This window comes from Nonomuraea sp. IBHARD001 (genome assembly GCF_056106265.1).
This window is the reverse complement of the sequence record NZ_JBWBBW010000002.1, coordinates 3028671-3047744: the sequence shown is the minus strand read 5'-3', so window position 1 is coordinate 3047744 and position 19074 is coordinate 3028671. Positions and strand designations below refer to the sequence as shown.

Here is a 19074-nt window from a genome sequence, read left to right as displayed (position 1 = left end):
ATCACCCGCCCAAGGGTGCCATGTCCCGCCTTCTACCACACCTCCCCCTTATTGCGAACGATATGCAACTGCAGGCTATGGTCAGCAGAGCATCCCGCCTTCGGAGGTCCCCCATGCCCCCGCGCCCGCCCATGCGTGTCGCCGCCCTGTCCATCGCCCTCGGCCTGCTCGCCACCGCCTGCGCCGCGCCGGGCGGCCCCGCGAAAGCGCCGGACGACACCTTCGTCATCGGTCTCGGCTCGGAGTTCGACAACCTCAGCCCGGTGCTCGGCTACGCGGCCGACGGCGGATCACTGATCTTCGACGGCCTGATGAGCCGCTCCCCCGACCTGTCGGTCAAGCCCGCGCTCGCCGCCGCCGCCCCGGTGACGTCGGCCGACGGCAAGACCGTCACGTTCACGCTGCGCGACGGTGTGAAGTTCCACGACGGCAGGCCGCTGACCAGCAAGGACGTCGAGTACACCTACGAGAGTGTGCTCAAGGAGGCCACCAACTCCCCCATCAGGGGCGACTACGCGGCGATCAAGGACGTGGCCGCGCCCGACCCGAAGACGGTGGTCTTCACCCTGAACTACCCCTACGCCCCGCTCGTCCAGCGCACCACGCTCGGCATCGTGCCCGACGGCGGCAGCGACCCGGCCAAGCCAGTCGGCACCGGCCCGTACTCGTTCGTGTCCTGGACGCCGGGCGACAAGGTCGCGCTGAGCGCCAACGCGGGCTACTGGGGCGGTGAGCCCGCGCTGAAGAAGGTCGTGCTGGCCTTCGCCCCTGACGACAACGTACGGGCCAGCCGGATGTCGGCCGGGGAGTTCGACGCGGCGATCCTGCCGCCGAAGGCCGCCAAGCGCTTCGAGGGGCAGCAGGGCACGACCGTCTACAAGGTGGACAGCGCCGACTACCGGGGCATCATGTTCCCGCTGAAGGAGAAGGTCACCGGCGACCCGGCCATCCGCAAGGCGTTCAGCCTGGGCATCGACAGGCAGGCCATGGTGGAGGCCATCCTGGCGGGCGCGGGCAAGGCGGCGTTCGGGCCGATCTCCCCCGACACCGCATGGCACAACCCCGAGGTCACCGGCAATCCGCGCGCCGACCAGGCTGCTGCGGCCAAGCTGCTGGAGGAGTCCGGCTGGAAGCAGGGCGAGGACGGCATCAGGGCCAAGGACGGCGTCAAGGCCGCCTTCACCCTGATGTATCCGGCGGGCGACTCCCTGCGCAAGGAACTGGCCCTGGCCGTCTCGTCGGACGCCAAGAAGATCGGCGTGAACGTCGAACTCGCCGGTCTGGACTGGGACGCCATCACGCCCAGGATGCGCAAGGACGCCTTGATCATGGGCTGGGGCAGCCCGCACGACCCGGACTACCTCAACTACGAGCTCTTCCACTCCGACTACCAGGGCAAGGGCTACTTCAACCCGGGCTACTACGCCGACCCCGAGACCGACGCCCTGCTGGAGAAGGGCAGGCGGAGCGGTGACGACGCCGTGCGCAAGCAGGCCTACCGCGACGTGCAGAAGCGCATCCACGACGACGAGGTCTGGACGTATCTGGTCTTCCTCAAGCACGTCTACGTCGTGCGCGGCGCCTACAGCGGGGTGCAGCAGAGCGTCGACGCGCACGAGCACGCCACCGGCGGGCTCTTCCGCGACCTGCACCTGTGGAAGCCGGCCGCCTGATGGTCAGGCTCGTCCTCTGGCGGCTGGCGTTCGCGGTGCCGCTGCTGCTCGCGGTGACCGTGGGCATGTTCGCACTGGCGCAGCTGTCGCCGTTCGACCCGGTCAGGCAGTACCTGGGCGATCGGGCCACGGTCACCTCGCCCGAGGTCGTGGCGCAGATCCGCGCCAACTGGGGCCTGGACCGGCCGGTGCTCGAACAGTTCACGACCTGGGCGGGCAACCTGCTCAGCGGCGACCTCGGCGAGTCGCGATCCTTCCACCGGCCGGTCGCCGAGGTGGTGGCCGAGCGGCTGCCGTGGACGCTGCTGGCCACCTCGTGCGCCATCGTGCTCATGCTCGCCGGAAGCCTGGTCGCGGGGACGGTCGCGGCCTGGCGCAAGGGCTCGTGGCTGGATCGCCTGATCACCGGCGGCGCGTTCGCCAACGAGTCGGCGCCGGTGTTCTGGCTGGCGCTGCTGGCCATCTACGTGTTCTCCGTCTCGCTCGGCTGGCTGCCCGCCGGGGGGCTGACCGACGCCGCCTCCACCTCGCTCGATCCCGGTGACGTCGCGGTGCATCTCATCCTGCCGGTGACGGTGCTGGCGATCTCGCAGTCGTCGTGGCTGGTGCTGTATGTGCGCGAGTCGGTGATCGGCACGCTGCGCGAGGACTTCGTCGTCGGCGCCAGGGCGCGTGGGCTGAAGGAGCGCACGGTCGTGGTCAGGCACGCGCTGCGTTCGGCGCTGCTGCCCTTCCTCACCCTGCTCGGCGCCCGCGTGCCCGAACTGGTGACGGGCGCGATCCTGGTCGAGACCGTGTTCTCCTGGCCGGGTGTGGCCGCCACCTCGGTGCAGGCGGCGCTGGCCGTCGACTTCCCGCTGCTCGCGGTGCTGACCCTGCTCGGCACCGTCGCGGTGCTGGCCGGCAACCTGCTGGCCGACCTGGCCTACGGCGTGGCCGATCCGCGCGTGCGTACTCTGGGGGTGAGCTGACATGGCGGCGACGCGATCGGCGAAGGCCGCTGCCGTCGTGCTGGTCCTGCTCGGGCTGGCCGTCCTGCTGGTGCCGCCGCTGGTCCAGCTCGACCAGCAGCTCGTCGACCTGCCCTCAGCCGGGCAGCCGCCGTCGTGGCGGCACTGGCTCGGCACCGACGAGGTCGGCCGCGACGTCCTGCTCCGATGTGTGTACGGCCTGCGCGTCTCGTTCCTGGTCGGGCTGGTCGCGGCGCTGGTCAGCATGGTGATCGGCGGGACCATGGGCCTGGTGGCGGGAAGCGTCGGCGGGCTGGCGGACAGGCTGCTCATGCGGGTGGTCGACGGGTTCTCCGCGCTTCCGCACCTGCTGCTCGGCATCTTCATCGTGGCGATGTTCGCGCCGAGCGCCACGGCCGTGGTGGCGTCGGTGGGGCTGACGCACTGGACGACCGCGGCGCGCATCGTGCGTTCGGAGGTGTTGTCGCTGCGCTCGCGGCCGTTCGTCGAGGCCGCGGTGTCGGGCGGCGCTGGCCGTACCCGGGTGGTGACCAGGCATCTGCTGCCGCACCTGTCGCCCCATCTGCTGCTGGCGACGGTGCTGATGGTGCCGCATGCGATCTGGCACGAGACCGCGCTGAGCTTCCTCGGACTCGGGCTGCCGCCGCATCTGGCCTCGCTCGGCAACATGATCAACGATGGGCAGCGCTCGCTGCTGGCGGGCGACTGGTGGTCGAGCCTGGCGCCGGGGCTGTTCATCCTCGTTCCGACGCTGGCGGTGTCGGTGTTGTCGCAACACTGGCGCGACCGGCTCAATCCCAGGACCCGATCGGAGCTGGCCCTGTGAAGCTGCGGGTGAAGGGGCTGACGGTGTCGTTCGCGATACCGGGTGCCACGGTGAGTGCGGTCACGGACGCCTCCTTCGAGGTGCGGCCGGGCCGCTGCCTGGCCCTGGTGGGCGAGTCGGGATGCGGCAAGTCGGTGCTCGCGCACGCGCTGCTCGGACTGCTGCCGGGCAACGCCGCGGTGTCGGGCCAGGCCTGGCTCGACGACCTCGACCTGCTCGCCGCCTCGCCCTCGGTGCTGGCCAGGCAGGTGCGCGGCCGCAAGGTGGGCCTGATCCCGCAGAGCCCGGCCACCCACCTGACGCCGGTGCGCACCGCGCGTGCCCAGCTGCGCGAGGCGCTCACCGAGCTCGGCTCCCGCCGCACACCGGGCGAGCTGGCCGAACGGTTCGGTCTGCGCGACGCCGATCTCGACCGCTACCCGCACCAGCTGTCCGGCGGCATGGCCCAGCGGGTGGCCAATGCCATGGCCCTGGCAGGCGACCCCGGCCTGCTGCTGGCCGACGAGCCGACGAGCGGGCTGGACCGGCCGCTGGTCGACCAGGCCATGGCCGTACTGCGCGAGCTGTGTGACGAGGGCCGGGCCGTCCTCATCATCACCCACGACCTGCGCGCGGCCGAGCAGGTGGCCGACGACATCGCGGTCATGTATGCCGGGCGCATCGTCGAGCAGGGCCCGGCCGCCCGTGTCCTGAACTCCCCCAGGCACCCCTATTCGGCCGGACTGGTCGACGCCCAGCCCGACCGCGCCTTCACCGCGATCCCCGGCATGCCGCCCGAGCTCACCGCGCTGCCCGCCGGATGCGCGTTCGCCCCCCGCTGCCCGCACGCCGACGCCGCCTGCGCCCTGCGGCCGGACCCCGCGGACGGCCTGGCCTGTCACCACCCGATCCAGGAGGCCGACCATGCTCGAAGCACGTGAGATCACGGTCAGGTACGGCAGGCAGACGGTGCTGGAGCGCATGTCGTTCACCGTCGAGCCGGGCCAGACGCTCGGACTCGGCGGGCCGAGCGGCTGCGGCAAGTCGACGCTGGCCAGGGTGCTGGCCCTGATGCTCAAGCCGTCGGCGGGCACGCTCCTCCTCGACGGCACGCCGGTCACCAGGTGGCGGCAGCGCGCGCCGCGCGAGCTGCGGACCCGGGTGGCGCTGCTGTACCAGCAGCCGAGGACGGCCGTCGACCCGAAGCTGACCCTGGCCGAGATCGTCGCCGAGCCGCTGGCCGCCGCCGGTCGGCCCACCGCCAGTGCCCTGCATCTGGCGGCCGAGACCGGCCTGACCGGCGACCTGCTGACCCGCAGGCCGCACGAGGTCTCCGACGGTCAGCTCCAGCGGGCGTGCCTGGCCAGGGCGCTGACGCTGGAGCCCAGGTACCTGCTGTGCGACGAGATGACCACGATGCTCGACGCCTCCACCCAGGCGCATCTGGTCGCGGTCGTACGCGACTACGCGACCAGGACGGGAGCGGGAGTGCTGGCGATCAGCCACGACCACACCTTGCTCGACAGGTGGGCCACACGATCTGTCAAAATCGGACACCGGAACGATCTAGGCGAAAAAATCCCCGCCCGTTAGACTCCGAGAAGATCGCGACCGCCCCTCACGAGGGGGCGTTTCGCGTTCTCTCGTCACCCCAACGGGGAGGGGGCCGGGTCCTCCCTTCCTCATGCGCCGTTTCGGGGTGACACGACCTCTCCTCGCAACCAGGGAGGTTCGTTGTCCACCCGCATGACCATCTCTTCCGGCTTATCGAAGCGGCTGCTGACCGGCGTCGCCGCGATGGGCCTCGCGGTCGCCCTCGTCCCCGCGGGCTCCGCACTCGCCGCACCCACTCCCCCGCCCGCGCGCACCTACACCGTCGAGAAGGCGGCTTCCGACCCCGAACTGGTCAACGGCGCCGTCTCCGAGAGCGGCAAGCTCGCCAAGAGTGACCAGGGTCTGCTCAAGAGCACCTCGCCGCAGACCACCAATGTCATCGTCAAGCTCGACTACGACGCGCTCGCCAGATATGCGGGCGGCCTGTCCGGCCTGGCCGCCACCAGCCCCGGCACCACGGGCAAGGCGCTCGAGCTGGACTCCCCCGAGTCGCTCAAGTACGTCAAGCACATCGAGGGCGTCGAGGGCGCCTTCCTCGCGGAGCTGTCCAAGGCCGTTCCCGAGGCCGTCGTCGGCCAGAAGCTGCGCACCGTGTACGGCGGCGTCGCCGTACGGCTGCCCGCGTCGCGTGCCGACGAGTTGCTCGACCTGCCCGGCGTCGTCGCGGTGCAGGTCGACAAGGTGGAGCAGCTGCAGACCGACTCCAGCCCCGCCTTCATCGGCGCGCCGACGATCTACAACCAGCTCGGCGGCAGCTCCAGGTCGGGCAAGGGTGTCGTGGTCGGCATCCTCGACTCCGGCGCGTGGCCCGAGCACCCGCAGTTCGCCGACCCCGGCAACCTGCCCGCCCCGCCTCCCACCACGGGGGGCACGCCGCGTGAGTGCGACTTCGGCGACAACCCGCTGACGCCCGCCACCGACGTGTTCGTCTGCAACCGCAAGCTCATCGGCGGCGACGAGTTCCTCGACACCTACAACAGCGCCAACCCGCCCGAGGTCTATCCCGACAGCGCCCGCGACTCCAACGGTCACGGCACGCACACCGCGACCACCTCGGCGGGCGGCCCCGTGGCCAACGCCAACCCGCTGGGCCAGAGCAAGGGCCCCATCCACGGCATCGCGCCCGCGGCCCACGTGTCGGTCTACAAGGTCTGCGGCGCCGGTGGCTGCTACAACACCGACGTGCTCCAGGCGGTCGGCAGGGCCATCACCGACCGGGTCCGGGTGATCAACTACTCGATCTCCGGCGGCGAGGACCCCTACAGCGACGCGGTCGAACTGGCCTTCCTCGACGCCTACGCCGCGGGCGTGCTGGTGTCGGCCTCGGCGGGCAACTCCGGCCCCGGAGCGGGCACGGTCGCGCACCGCAGCCCGTGGGTCATCACGGTCGGCGCCTCCACCCAGACGCGGGCCTTCCTGACCACGCTCACCGTCAACGGCACCGTCAAGGTCACCGGCGCCTCGGTCACGGCCGGTGTCACCACGCCGACCCCGATCGTCGACGCCGGCGCCGTGTACGGCGACGCCACCTGCTCGACCCCGGCCCCGGCGGGCGCCTTCGCGGGCAAGCTGGTGCTGTGCGAGCGCTCGCCGAACCGCGTGCTGAAGAGCTACAACGTCAAGAACGCGGGCGGCGTCGGCCTCATCCTGGGCAACCCCACGCCCGCCGACGAGATGGCCGACAACCACTGGCTGCCCACCATCCACATCGACACCCCGGAGCTGGCCCAGGTCAAGGCCGCTCTCGCCGCCAACCCGGCCTCGACCGGCAGCTTCCCCGCGGGCAAGAAGTCCACGTGGAAGGGCGACTCGATGACGACCTTCTCCTCGCGCGGCCCCGGCGGCGACTTCCTCAAGCCGGACATCACCGCGCCCGGCATCCACATCCTGGCGGGTATGACCCCCGTGGTCGAGGCGCCGGTCGGCGGCCCGCCCGGCAACTACTACCAGGCCATCGCGGGCACCTCGATGTCCTCGCCGCACGTGGCGGGCTCGGCCGCGCTGATCTTCGCACTGCACCCGACCTGGACCCCCGGTCAGGTGAAGTCGGCACTGGAGACGACCGGCAAGCAGAGCGTCACCAAGCAGGACGGTGTGACGCCCGCCGACCCGTTCGACTTCGGCGGCGGCCGGGTCGACCTGACCAAGGCCGGAGACCCCGGCCTGACGCTGGACGAGAGCGCGGCCGACTACGCCGCATCGGCGACCGACCCGCAGGGCCGCATCGACCTGAACGTGCCCTCGATCAACGCGCCGATCATGCCGGGCGTCATCTCGACCAAGCGCACGGTCACCAACGTCACGAACAAGACGCTCACCTACACGGCGTCCGGCTCGACGGTCTCGGGCGCGCACATCGCCGTGCTCCCGCCGCTGCTGGTGGTCAAGCCGGGCAAGAGCGCCACGTTCACCGTGATCGTCACCGCCCCGGCGCTGCCCGACGGGCAGTACTTCGGCCAGGTCGACCTCAAGCAGGTCGGCGGCAGCCGCAAGCTGCACCTGCCGGTCGCCTTCTTCCGCAAGGAGGGCGCGGTGCCGGTCGAGCAGACCTGCACCCCGGCCAGCGTGCCGAGGAACGGCGAGTCGACCTGTACGGTCACCGTCAAGAACGACACGTTCAAGGACACCGAGGTCAAGGCGCTCAGCACGCTCAACGCCAAGCTGTCGCTGAACTCGGTGACCGGCGCCACGCAGGTCGGCCCGAGGATCGCCACCGTCACCAAGACGCTGGCGGGCGCCAAGCCCGAGACCCCCGTCATCGCGCCCGGCCTCGGCGTCTCGCCGTACCTGCCGCTGGACGCGCTGGGCGTGGCGCCGGTGCCGATCGGCAACGAGCAGGCCTACAACGTGGGCGTCGCGCCGTTCAAGTACGCGGGTGTGACCTACAACAGGATCGCCATCGTCTCCAACGGCTACACGGTCGCGGGTGGCATCGCCTCGGGCTCGGAGATCAGCTCCACGCCTCAGCTGCTGCCCAACCCGGCCATTCCCAACAATGTGCTCGCGCCGTACTGGGCCGACCTGGACGGTACGAACGCGCCCGGCATCCTGTTCGCGACGTTGCGTGACGGCGCGAACAACCGCTGGTTCGTCGTGGAGTGGCGGGTCACCACGGCCGGTGACACCGGGGTGAAGGTGTTCCAGCAGTGGATCGGGCTCAACGGCGTCGAGGACGTCACCTACGTCTACGACTCGGAGAACCTGCCGGGCCTGCCCGCGGGCGGCAAGCCGCTCGTGGTGGGCGCGGAGAACCTCAACGGGACCGGTGGCAGCCATTTCACCACCGCTCCGGTCGAGGACCAGCGCATCACCAGCACTCCGGCCGCTCCCGGTGAGTCCTACACCTACACGCTCAAGGTCAAGGGCGTGGCCCGGGGCACGGGCGAGGTGACGACGGCGACGTCGACGCCCGAGGTGAACGGCATCACGGTCGAGGTCGACAAGATAACCGTCCAGTAGACGGACAGGGGCCCCGGGATCGACGTCCCGGGGCCCCTGGTCCCGTCAGCGATGCAGGTAGTCGACCAGCGACGCCTTCTCGGTCTCGAGCTGCTCGATGGCGCTCTTGACCACGTCGCCGATGCTCACGATGCCCGTCAGTCTTCCGGCCTCCAGCACCGGCACGTGCCGGATGCGGTGGGTCGTCATCGTCTGGCGCAGATCGTCGACGTCGGTGTCGGGGGTGCAGGTGCGCACCTCCGACGTCATGATCGAGGACACGGGCGCGTCGAGGACCGAGGCCCCGCGCTCGTTCAGGCGCCTGACGACGTCGCGCTCGGAGACGATGCCGTCGATCGTCGCCCCGTCCTGCGAGACGACGACCGCGCCGATGTTGTGCTCGGCCAGCCTGGCCAGCAGTTCGTTGACCGTGGCTTCCGGCCGGACCGTCGTCACGCCGGTGCCCTTACCTCGCAAGATCGTCCCAATCAGCATGGACCACCACCTCGGCTCCTAGGTACCTGTGACCTGCCCCCTGGGACGCCCTGCTAAGCGCTCTTGACGACAATCGCGGGACGCGTGATGCGTGTGGGCCGCCCGGGGCAGGCGGGATCTGCCGTTTCGCCCGGCCGGATAGTCTCACTGTCGCCGGGCGACCGGCCAAGATACTATGTGAAATACCACTCGCCACCACTGCCATGGGACCCCGATGACCGACAAGCTCAACACCGGCAGCCACGACCTCCCCGTCACCGACGCACTCGCCGCCTTCATGACGACCGGCTGGGCCGACACCAGCCGCACCGATCTGGTCGCGCTCCCCGTCGCCCCGTGGGCCGCCAAGCGCCGCTCGGCGCTGGCCGCGAGGTTCCCCGGCGAGCGGCTCGTCATCCCCTCGGGCTCGCTGAAGGTACGCAGCAACGACAGCGACTACCGCTTCCGCACCCACAGCGCCTTCACCTACCTGACCGGCGACACCGAGCCCGACGACGTCCTCGTCATCGAGCCTTCGGGCGAGGCCGTGCTGTACGTCAGGCCGCGCTCGCCCCGCCAGGAGGGCCAGGAGTTCTACCGCGACCGGCGTTACGGCGAGTTCTGGGTGGGACGCCGTCCCGACCTGGCCGAGGCCGAGGCGCTGTACCAGGTGACATGCAGGCACATCGGCTCGCTCGAACTGTCCGGGCCCGCCCGGGTGCTGCGCGGCGTCGACGCCCGGGTGGACGCCGCGCCCAGGGGCGAGGGCGACGCCGAGTTCGAGACGTACCTGTCGGAGATGCGGCTGATCAAGGACGAGTGGGAGGTCGCCGAGCTGCAGTTCTCCGTCGACGCGACCACACGCGGCTTCGAGGACGTCGCCCGCGCCATCCCCACGGCACTCGGCCACGCGCGCGGCGAGCGCTACCTGGAGGGCGTGTTCGGCCTGCGCTCACGCCTTGAGGGGCACGCGGTCGGCTACGACAGCATCGTCGCCTCGGGCGCGCACGCCTGCGTCCTGCACTGGATCCGCAACGACGGCCGCCTGTCGGGCGAGGACCTGCTGCTGCTCGACGCCGGGGTCGAGACCGAGACGCTCTACACCGCCGACGTCACGCGCACGCTGCCGCTGTCGGGCACGTTCAGCCCCGTCCAGCGCGAGATCTACACACTGGTCTACGAGGCGCAGAACGCCGCCATCGCCACCCTCAGGCCGGGCGCCAGCTTCCGCGACTTCCACCGGGCCGCCATGCGCGTCATCTGCGAGGGGCTGCACGCGTGGGGCGTGCTGAAGGACTCGCCCGACTCCCTCATGGACAGCGGCCTCTACCGGCGCTACACGTTGTGCAGCTCCGGCCACATGCTCGGCCTCGACGTGCACGACTGCGCCAAGGCCAGGGCCGAGGTGTACCTGGACGGCCGCCTGGAGGAGGGCATGGTGCTCACCGTCGAGCCCGGCCTCTACCTGCAGCCGGACGACCTCACGCTGCCCGAGGAGTTCCGCGGCATCGGCGTGCGCATCGAGGACGACCTCGTCATCACCGCCGACGGCGCCCGGCTCATGTCGGCGGGCCTGCCCAGGCACCCGGACGAGCTCGAAGGCTGGATGGCCGCACTGCTGGGCTGAGGCCCCCTCAACCGGCCGGGTCCGGCGCCCGTGCGAACGTGACGGCGTCCGACCCGGCCGGAGCCTCGATCTCGTCGCCCAGCGCGTGCTCGGCGACGCGGGCGACCACGGCGGCCGGGATGTCGTCCAGGTCGTAGGTGGTGTGCGCGTCGCGCGGCAGCACCACCTCCAGGTCGCGGGCCAGCGCGCCGCGCGCCGTGGCGCTCACGCACATCTCCGACAACAGCCCGCACAGCACCACCCGCCGCACCCCGGCGCCCGCCAGCAGCTTTTCGAGCCCGGTGTCCTCGAAGGCGTCGTCGGCGCTCTTGCGCAGCACGCTCTCCCCCTCGACCGGCAGCCGCAACCGCCACCCCGGCGTGTACGGCTCGTCGGCCGCGCCCTGCGGCCCGTCGTTCTGCAGGTGCACGACCAGCGCACCCGCCGAGCGGGCCCGCTCCAGCAGCACTCCGGCCCGCTCCAGCAGCGCCCGCGCCCCCACGACGGCGTCGGGCCCCTCCAGGAACCCCTCCTGGACGTCGATCACGATCAGCGCATGGGCGGGCTCGGCGGTCATGTCCGCATGATCCCAGACCCGCCCGCGACGCTCTGCGACGGGTGCCGCCCTCGAAGCCATGAAGCGGGGAAGTGATAAGTCCGTTCCGTGTGCAGCTTCTTGCCCGGACTCGTCGGACTATGTGCACTTTTCGACAGGCATGGATGATCTGCCGATGACTCTGAAATTTACCCCCAAGACAACTACGCAAAGATTACCTAGTGTGATAGTCATTCACCTCTAAGTAATCGACAGGGTGGGGGTTGAAAATGCTGGTCTGCCTGCTGGCAGTGACGCTGGCGATGGGCGCTGTCGCGTTCACCGCGTACCTGTTCAGGAAGTTCGACAAGGGCACCGACGAGCGGGGGCCCGACGCCTCCTCCAGCGGTCACGCGGGGGCCATGCTCTCGGCGCTGTTCCTGCTCGTCTTCGCCATCGCGATCATCGTCCCGTGGACCACGGCCGACTCCGCCAGGCAGAACACCTACGCCGAGGGTCAGGCCGCCGTCGAGACCTACTGGGCGGCGGGAGGGCTGGCCGCGGGCAACGACTCGGTGGTCAGGGCCGGGCTGCACGACTACATCAGGTTCGTGGTCGCCGACGAGTGGCCGCTCATGGGCGACGGGCGCATGTCGCCCGAGGGTTCCTCCCGGCTCGACTCGCTGCGCGCCCAGGTCGACACCATGACCGTCGACGGCAACGACCAGGAGGAGGCCAAGGCCGACGTCCTCGAGCACATCGCCGAACTCACCGCCGCCCGTTCCCAGCGCGCCGCCTCCGCCGCCACCACGCCGCCGTCCGGGCTGCTGCTGCTGACGATCGTGACCGGGCTGCTGGTCGTCGTCTTCCCGTTCCTGGCCGGGGCCAGGCCGCGCGGCTTCGCCCTGGCGCCCCTGCTGGTGATGGCGGCGCTGCTGGGCTTCGGGGTGTATCTGACCTACGACATCTCCCACGTCTTCGCCGGTGCGCTCGCCGTGGGGCCCGACGCCTTCCAGGCCGCGCTGCAGGAGTTCCAGCGCATCGCAGGGGTCGCGTGACCATGGTCCCCCGCCGTTCAGGAGGCAGGCGAGCCACCCTCTGCCTGGGGCTGGCCCTCACCCTGCCCGCGCTCACCACCAGCGCCCCCGCCGCCGGCGGCCCGGCCCCCGAACACCTCTCCGCGCTCTCCCCCCTCTCCGCCCAGCGCCCGGACGCCTCCCCTGCTCGCCCGGTCGCCCCCCTCCGCGTCACCCGTGCCACGAGCTTCGCTCCTGCGGGAGCGGGCGCGGGCGCGAGGACCGCGACCGTGCGCACCGTCAGACTGGCCGCCGCCTCCGATCCCGGTGGGGGCGGCGCGCTGGTGGACGTCGAGACCGGCAGCGTGCTCGGGATCGGGCTCTGCCTGAACGTCGGCGGGCTGCTCAGCGTCTCGCTCGGCGGGTGCGCGCCGCAGGACAACTGCCCGTGCCCGCCGCCCGAGCCGCCGCCGCCGACCCCGGCGCCGGAGCCGCCGCCCGCGCCCGAACCCGAGCCGGAGCCGCCCGCCCCGCCTCCCCCGCCGCCTCCCGCCCCTTCGCAGCCGCCGTCCGAACCGGCTCCCGAGCCCGAGCCGGTCCCGACGCCGAAGCCCACACCCAAGCCCAAGCCGACCCCCAAACCCACGCCGAAGCCGACACCCCCGTCCACCCCGCCGCCCCCGGCCTCCCCCGCACCCGCGCCGACCCCCACGCTTCAGGCGGCCCAGCCGACCGTGGAGCCGGTACGCGAGCGGCGCCCGGCGCGCACACCGTCGCCCGAGCCCACCCCCGCCCCCACCCCGCAACCGAGCGTGCGCATGCTCAAGGCCGCGCCGAAGCTGGCCAAACCGGCTCCGCGCAGCCCGCTGTCCACGGTGCTCATCATGGTCGTGGTGACCACGGTGATCGCCTCGCTCACCGGCGTCGCGTTCGGCGCCATCCGCTAGCGCGCGGGCGTCCGCGAAGCGGCCCCGATCAGGTCAGCCACGCCTCCCTGAGGGCGTAGATCTCGTCGGGGCCGCTCTCGCGTGCGATGTAGGGGATGTCGAGCAGATGCCGGGTCCGCTCGGCCCCGAGCCTGGAGCGCACGACCGAGGCGTCACGCAGCACCTGGGCGTACAGAGCGGCGCCGTCCATGCAGAAGACGTCGATCAGTGTGGTGCGCCCGTCGAGCGCTCGCCGTACGTTGCCCGGGTTGAGGTCGATGCCGTCCCACCAGGGGACCTTGCCCCTGAAGGCGGCGTCCACCTCGATGGCGGCGAGCCTGACCTCGCGCAGTGCCGAGTCGCCGCCTCCCCTGCGCCACCAGGCGGCCACCTCGGCGGCGACGGCCTCGTCGACCGGCGCGAGGTACTCCAGCACGGTCAGCGTCGCACCGCCGTCGAGGTCGGCCGCGAGCGTGATCCTCGGCAGGTACGGATTGCCGGGAACCATCGCACACAGATCGAGGAAGGCCCCGTACGCGGGGTCGAACGGGCAGATCCTGGCGGCCAGGCGGCCGGAGGGCGAGCGCAGGGCGATGGCCCAGTCGCCCACGCCCGCGGGGATCCAGCCCTGCAGGGCGAGTTCGGCCAGCGCCTGGCGATGGGTGTGCCGCTCCCACGCGATGTGGTCGAGGGCGTCGAGCGGGTCCATCCGGGCAGCCTAACGAACCTGTCCCTCCTGTCCCACATTTTGGGGACCTGTAGGGACCTGTCGCATTTCAAGATCATCAGCACCGCCGGCGACGGCACGACGGAAAAGAATGGGTCCGGCCGAGGAAAGTCAAGCGCCCGGCGCCTCGGCCGGAATGGCGAAAGAACGAGATCGACTTTCACCACTCCGACCGAGGATAACAAAGGAGGCCGATTAGCCGTCCATATTACTCGGCTATTACTGCGACGATGTGTAGGTCACCAGCGAGGCGCTCGGCGACTTGACCGCGCCCAGGTAGCAGCTCACGTTGCGCACGTGGGCCACCGTCCCGCTGGTCAGCCAGAGCGTCTGCAGGTTGCAGTACTCAGGCCCGCTGCCGAACGCCGTCACCTGCACGTCGTCGGGCAGCACGCCGACCTTCGGGAAGCGCACCAGGCGAAGGCCGGCGCCGCCGTTCTGGATCTGGTTGATCGCACCCTGCGAGTTGTAGTTCACACCCACGGGGACGGGCGCGTACGGGCCGGGGTTGGCCGGGGTGTTGTCGAAGGTGTAGGCGAAGTTCTTCGGCGGGATGGCCGCGCCGAAGATCGAGCGTTCGCGCTGGTAGGTGAGGTTCCACCCGGTGTTGAGCAGGACGTTGGTGGCGTTGTGGCAGATCACCTGGACGGTCTGCGCGCCCGCGACGAGCGGGGCTGCGGGCCAGGCCCGCACCTTGCAGCGGGCCGGCTGCTGCGGGTCGACCGAGGTCACCTGGACATTGCCCTCAAGGGCGGCCGTGCCGAGGCCGGGCAGCACGACACGCCAGACGCCGACGCCGAGCGGCGTCACGGTGTTGGCCGCCAGCGTGGAGTTGTACTGGGTGGGGATGCCGCCGCCGTTGTAGTGGAGGTAGCCGAACGCCTTGGGTGCGGGCAGCGCTCCCGTGCTCTCGTTGTAGACGATGGTGAAGGGCACGAACCCGGGCGCTCCGCCGTACCTGTAGCACCTGACCGAGACGAGTTCGTCCAGGCCCGAGGGGCCCCAGTTCCTGACCTGGCACCAGTGGCCGGAGTCGACGACGGCCGTGACGTGCACGACGCCGCCGGGGCCCGCGATCTGCGGGAAGCGCACGATGGTCTCACCGGCCAGCGGGCCGGGTGCGACGGTGACGGACGGGCCAGGGGCCCAGCTGCCCGCCTGATGCGTCGGGTCGACCGCGCCCGCGGGCACGTTGACGTAGGCGAAGCCCCATCGGTTGGGCACCGCGGCCTGCGCCGCCGTGGCGGTGAGTCCGCCGGACAGGGCGATCAGCAGGAGCATGCATAAGATCCTCGGGACGAACTGTTTGATACGACGCATCGCTGTCCTTACTGGTGAAGAATGGCCGTTGTGGTGGTCGTATCCCGAATAATTCGCCGTGAGAAGTCCTAAATCTTTCACAGCTGCGCGGGCGCGGGAAAAGTGAATTGTCAATGCCCGTATTCAGGTGTGGGACGGGCTGCGTCTAGGGTGAGCCACTGTGGATCTCTTCGCGACGCTGTTCTTCGGGGTGACCCTGTTCGTCATGGTGGCCGCGTTCGCCGCCGTGCTGCGCAGGCTGCTGAACCTGCGCTTCGGCACCGTCCGCGTCCTGCTGGCGGGGTTGTTCGGCTTCTGGATGGCCGGACAGATCGCCCAGGCCATCATGGGCGGCGCCGAGCAGGCGCTGGAGGCGCCGGTGACCGGGTTCTGGTTCCTGCTGCTGGCGGTCACGACCGCGATGGTCGCGGCGATGATCGTGCTGGTCGTCGCCGAGGTGCTGGTGCCGACCGGCAGCCTGCCGGGGCCGATCGAGCTGGTCAGAGGGCTGCGCCAGCGGCTGCGCAGGTCGCTGCGTTACTTCCAGATCGTCCGCATCCTGGTCAGGCACGGCCTCGGCCCCTATCTGCGCGGGCGCGACCCCGACCTCGGCGCCCCCTCCAGCCGGGCGGCGCTCGCCCGCTCGCTGCGCAAGGCCATGGACGCGGGCGGCGTCACCTTCGTCAAGATCGGCCAGATCCTCTCCACCCGGTCGGACCTGCTCGCGCCCGAGTTCGTCAAGGAGTTCGGCCTGCTGCAGGACAACGTCTCGCCGCTGCCCTGGCCCGAGGTGGAGAAGGTGCTGGAGCGGGAGAGCGATTTCGCGGCCTTCGCCACCTTCGACCGCGAGCCCCTGGCCGCCGCCTCGATCGCCCAGGTGCACAAGGCCACGCTGACGACCGGCGAGCAGGTCGTGGTCAAGGTGCAGCGGCCCGGTGTGCCCGCCGTGGTGGCCAAGGACCTCGACATCGTCGCCAGGCTGGCCAGGACGCTGGAGCGGCGCACGAGCTGGGGCCGCTCGTTCGGCGTCGTGGCCCTGGCCGACGGTTTCGCCGAGGCGCTGCGCGAGGAGCTCGACTTCAGGATCGAGACGGCCAACATGGCCGCCGTCTCGGCCACGTCGGACTCGCAGGCCGTACGGGTGCCCAAGCCCTACCCCGCGCTCAGCGGGCAGCGGGTGCTGGTGATGGAGCGCCTGGACGGCGTGTCGCTGGCCGGGCCGGTGCCCGACGGGCGGGCGATGGCCACCAGCCTGCTCGACGCGCTGCTCAGCCAGATCATGGTGCACGGCGTCTTCCACGCCGATCCGCATCCCGGCAACCTCATGGTGCTCGCCGACGGGCGGCTGGCCCTGCTCGACTTCGGCTCGGTCGGGCGGCTCGACGCCTCCCTGCGCGGGTCGCTGCAGCGCATGCTGATCGCGATGGACCAGGGCGACCCGATGGCCCTGACCGACGCGCTCCTCGAGGTGGTGCCGCGCCCCGACGAGATCGACGAGCAGGAGCTGGAACGCGCGCTCGGCAGGTTCATGGCCCGCTACCTGGCGCCGGGCACGACGCCCGACGTGCAGATGTTCGGCGCGCTGTTCCGTATCGTGGCCGCGCACGGCCTGTCGCTGCCGCCCGAGGTCGCGGCCGTCTTCCGGGCGCTGGCCACGATCGAGGGCACGCTGGCCAGGCTCTCGCCCGGGTTCGACATCGTCGCCGAGGCAAGGGCGTTCGCCGCACGCCACCTGAGCGAGCAGACCGGCCCGGAACGGCTGCGCCAGGCCGTGGCCGACGAGGCGCTGCACCTGCTGCCGATGCTGCGCAGGCTCCCCCGCCGGCTGGAACGCATCGCGAGCGCCGCCGAGTCGGGCCGGTTCGCGGTGAACGTCCGGCTGTTCTCCGACGAGCGCGACCGTGGGCATCTGACCGCGCTGCTGCACCAGGTGCTGCTGACCGTGCTGTCAGCCACGTCCGGGGTGATGGCCGTGCTGCTGATGGGCTCGGAGACCGGGCCCGCCGTGACGCCTTCGGTGTCGCTGCACCAGCTCATCGGGTACTTCCTGCTGGTGATCGCCTCGGTGATGGCGCTGCGGGTGCTGGCGACGGTCTTCAGGCGCTCACGCCCGTAGGCCCGGCCGCGGATTCGGAGGCGGACGCGCGGTGGCCTACCCTGGAAGGGAGCGAAAGGGAGGCATGAGGTGTTCTACAAAAAGCCCCTCGAAGAGCGCATCGCCGATCGTCAGGCCCAGCGCAAGCCCCTGGTGGAGGGCAAGCACTTCGAGCACGGCCCCGCCAAGTTCGTCTTCATCTCGCTGATCACCATCGTCGTTCTCATGCACGTGGTCGGCCTCGGCATCGTCATGGCGCTCGACGTCGGCTAAAGGCGTCCTCACGTGCGTTCCCTGCGGGTGGGGGTGGGGTCGAGGAAGACGTGGGTGATGCTGGGGAAGCGGGAGCGCAGCCTCCTGTCCACCTCGTCGCAGGCGATCTCCAGTCCGGCCCCTGTCGCCTCGTCGACGAAGTCGATCTTCGCGGCGACCAGCACCTGATCGGGGCCGAGCATCATCGTCAGCAGTTCGACGACCTGCTCGACCTCGGGCTGCTCCATCAGCATCGTGCGCACCGAGGCCTGCATCGGCCGGGGCGCCGCCTGCCCGATGAGCAGCGAGACATTGCTCACGATCAGCACCACGGCCACCGCGAGCAGCAGCAGGCCGATCGCCACCGAGGCGGCGCCGTCCCACAGCGCCGAGCCCGTGAGCTCGGTGCCGAGCAGGCCGACCGCGGCGATCACCAGGCCGATCAGCGCCGCCGTGTCCTCGAACATGACCGCCTTGAGCGCGGTGTCAGGCGTGCGCGAGACGTACTTGCGGGCACTGACCCCCCACTGCCTGGCCTCCCCCCTCGCCTGTGACAGGCCCTTGGCGAACGAGATCGACTCGATGACGAACGAGATCGCCAGCACGACGTAGGACAGGGTGAAGTCGCCCAGCTCCTCCCCGTCGGCGATCGTGTGCAGGCCGTGTGTGATGGAGAAGCCCGCACCGCCGACGAGGGTGGCGCCGGCCGCCATCAGCGCCCAGAAGAACCCGGCCTTGCCGTACCCGAAGGGGTGGCGGGTGTCGGCGGGCTTGGCGCCGCCGCGTACCGCGATCAGCAGCAGGACCTCGGTCACGGTGTCGGCGGCCGAGTGCGCGGCCTCGGACAACATCGCGGCCGATCCGCTGAGCAGGCCCGCGACCAGTTTGGCCGCCGCGATGGCCAGGTTGGCCGCACCCGCGACCAGGACGGTGCCGAAGCTCTCCCCCGAACTCATGTGATCACTGTACGCAACCGGAATAGTTGAAACTTTGAATACGTTGGATGCTGCGTACCCGTCGTCGACCACCCGGAAGGACCACCATGAAGCTGTCGGCCGAAGCCCAGGACCTGCTGTTCCGCGAGGCCCGCACCGCCAACGCCTTCACCGACGAGCCCGTCACCGACGAGCAGATGCGCGCGGTGCACGACCTGGTCAAGTACGGCCCGACCGCGATGAACAGCCAGCCGCTGCGCGTGGTCCTGGTGCGCTCGCCCGAGGCGCGCGAGCGGCTCGTGCGGCACATGAGCCCCGGCAACCAGGCCAAGACGGCCGCGGCGCCGCTGGTGGCGATCCTCGCCGCCGACCTCGACTACCACCACGAGATGCCGAAGATCTTCCCCGTCTTCCCCGGCGCCAAGGACGTGCTGGCCGCTGACGAGGCCGGGCGTGTCGCCTCGGCCAAGCTCAGCACCGGTCTGCAGATCGGCTACTTCATCGTCGGCGTGCGGGCCGCGGGCCTGGCGGCGGGACCGATGAGCGGGTTCGACGCCGACGCGCTGAGCAAGGAGTTCTTCCCCAAGGGCGACCACACGGTGCTGACCGTGGTCAACATCGGTGTGCCCGCCTCCGAGGGCGCCTGGTTCGACAGGCAGCCTCGCCTGGACTTCGACGAAGTCGTTACCGTTGTCTGAGGTAGATTTG

17 protein-coding genes are annotated in these 19074 nt (G+C 70.8%); 12 read left to right on the top strand and 5 right to left on the bottom strand.

The features are described 5' to 3' along the window. Positions 1-113 precede the first annotated feature (113 nt). From ACTWNK_RS16020 to ACTWNK_RS15995, 6 genes are all read left to right on the top strand, one after another. Positions 114-1673 (top strand): ABC transporter substrate-binding protein, encoded by a 1560-nt coding sequence (locus ACTWNK_RS16020; protein WP_474304759.1) that lies wholly within the window; start codon positions 114-116, stop codon positions 1671-1673. Beyond that, positions 1655-2644, top strand: a complete 990-nt coding sequence (locus ACTWNK_RS16015; protein ID WP_474304758.1) for an ABC transporter permease — start codon at positions 1655-1657, stop codon at positions 2642-2644. Before ACTWNK_RS16020 ends, ACTWNK_RS16015 begins: the two co-directional genes overlap by 19 nt. A 1-nt stretch (position 2645) precedes the next feature. Beyond that, the gene (locus tag ACTWNK_RS16010; protein ID WP_474304757.1) at positions 2646-3470 is read left to right on the top strand and encodes an ABC transporter permease; all 825 of its coding nucleotides are present in this window, start codon (positions 2646-2648) and stop codon (positions 3468-3470) included. A 50-nt stretch (positions 3471-3520) separates the two neighbouring features. After that, a complete protein-coding gene (locus ACTWNK_RS16005; protein ID WP_474304756.1) occupies positions 3521-4390 on the top strand; it encodes an ABC transporter ATP-binding protein in 870 nt (289 codons plus the stop codon). After that, a complete protein-coding gene (locus ACTWNK_RS16000) occupies positions 4374-5042 on the top strand; it encodes an ABC transporter ATP-binding protein (protein ID WP_474304755.1) in 669 nt (222 codons plus the stop codon). Before ACTWNK_RS16005 ends, ACTWNK_RS16000 begins: the two co-directional genes overlap by 17 nt. A 153-nt stretch (positions 5043-5195) precedes the next feature. Then, positions 5196-8522: a S8 family serine peptidase gene (locus ACTWNK_RS15995; protein WP_474304754.1), complete on the top strand. Its 3327-nt coding sequence runs from the start codon at positions 5196-5198 to the stop codon at positions 8520-8522. Between the two features lie 45 nt (positions 8523-8567). On the opposite strand, the gene ACTWNK_RS15990 is transcribed toward ACTWNK_RS15995, so the two are convergent. Next, complete coding sequence (locus tag ACTWNK_RS15990; protein WP_474304753.1) at positions 8568-8996, bottom strand: CBS domain-containing protein; 429 nt, start codon at positions 8994-8996, stop codon at positions 8568-8570. 214 nt (positions 8997-9210) lie between these two features. Between ACTWNK_RS15990 and ACTWNK_RS15985 the strand changes: the two genes are divergently transcribed. Further along, positions 9211-10602, top strand: a complete 1392-nt coding sequence (locus ACTWNK_RS15985; protein ID WP_474304752.1) for an aminopeptidase P family protein — start codon at positions 9211-9213, stop codon at positions 10600-10602. A gap of 7 nt (positions 10603-10609) precedes the next feature. Here the strand turns inward: ACTWNK_RS15985 and ACTWNK_RS15980 are convergent, their stop codons facing one another. Continuing rightward, positions 10610-11158, bottom strand: coding sequence for an isochorismatase family protein (locus tag ACTWNK_RS15980; protein WP_474304751.1), 549 nt, complete (start codon positions 11156-11158; stop codon positions 10610-10612). 248 nt (positions 11159-11406) lie between these two features. Between ACTWNK_RS15980 and ACTWNK_RS15975 the strand changes: the two genes are divergently transcribed. Both ACTWNK_RS15975 and ACTWNK_RS15970 read left to right on the top strand, forming a co-directional pair. Continuing rightward, positions 11407-12174, top strand: coding sequence for a bestrophin-like domain (locus tag ACTWNK_RS15975; protein WP_474304750.1), 768 nt, complete (start codon positions 11407-11409; stop codon positions 12172-12174). Then, complete coding sequence (locus ACTWNK_RS15970; protein ID WP_474304749.1) at positions 12171-13079, top strand: hypothetical protein; 909 nt, start codon at positions 12171-12173, stop codon at positions 13077-13079. Before ACTWNK_RS15975 ends, ACTWNK_RS15970 begins: the two co-directional genes overlap by 4 nt. Before the next feature lie 28 nt (positions 13080-13107). Here ACTWNK_RS15970 and ACTWNK_RS15965 read toward each other — a convergent pair whose 3' ends face one another. Both ACTWNK_RS15965 and ACTWNK_RS15960 read right to left on the bottom strand, forming a co-directional pair. Then, positions 13108-13767, bottom strand: coding sequence for a hypothetical protein (locus ACTWNK_RS15965; RefSeq protein ID WP_474304748.1), 660 nt, complete (start codon positions 13765-13767; stop codon positions 13108-13110). 237 nt (positions 13768-14004) lie between these two features. Further along, positions 14005-15066: a hypothetical protein gene (locus ACTWNK_RS15960; RefSeq protein ID WP_474304747.1), complete on the bottom strand. Its 1062-nt coding sequence runs from the start codon at positions 15064-15066 to the stop codon at positions 14005-14007. A 199-nt stretch (positions 15067-15265) separates the two neighbouring features. On the opposite strand from ACTWNK_RS15960, the gene ACTWNK_RS15955 reads away from it, so the two are divergent. Both ACTWNK_RS15955 and ACTWNK_RS15950 read left to right on the top strand, forming a co-directional pair. Continuing rightward, positions 15266-17200 (top strand): ABC1 kinase family protein, encoded by a 1935-nt coding sequence (locus tag ACTWNK_RS15955; RefSeq protein ID WP_474304746.1) that lies wholly within the window; start codon positions 15266-15268, stop codon positions 17198-17200. A gap of 69 nt (positions 17201-17269) precedes the next feature. Further along, entirely contained in the window at positions 17270-17452 is a 183-nt protein-coding gene (locus ACTWNK_RS15950; protein ID WP_474304745.1) for a hypothetical protein, read from the top strand. Between the two features lie 8 nt (positions 17453-17460). Here ACTWNK_RS15950 and ACTWNK_RS15945 read toward each other — a convergent pair whose 3' ends face one another. Further along, positions 17461-18387 (bottom strand): cation diffusion facilitator family transporter, encoded by a 927-nt coding sequence (locus tag ACTWNK_RS15945; RefSeq protein WP_474304744.1) that lies wholly within the window; start codon positions 18385-18387, stop codon positions 17461-17463. Between the two features lie 86 nt (positions 18388-18473). On the opposite strand from ACTWNK_RS15945, the gene ACTWNK_RS15940 reads away from it, so the two are divergent. Continuing rightward, on the top strand, positions 18474-19064 hold the full coding sequence (locus ACTWNK_RS15940; RefSeq protein WP_474304743.1) for a malonic semialdehyde reductase: 591 nt from the start codon (positions 18474-18476) through the stop codon (positions 19062-19064). Positions 19065-19074 lie beyond the last annotated feature (10 nt).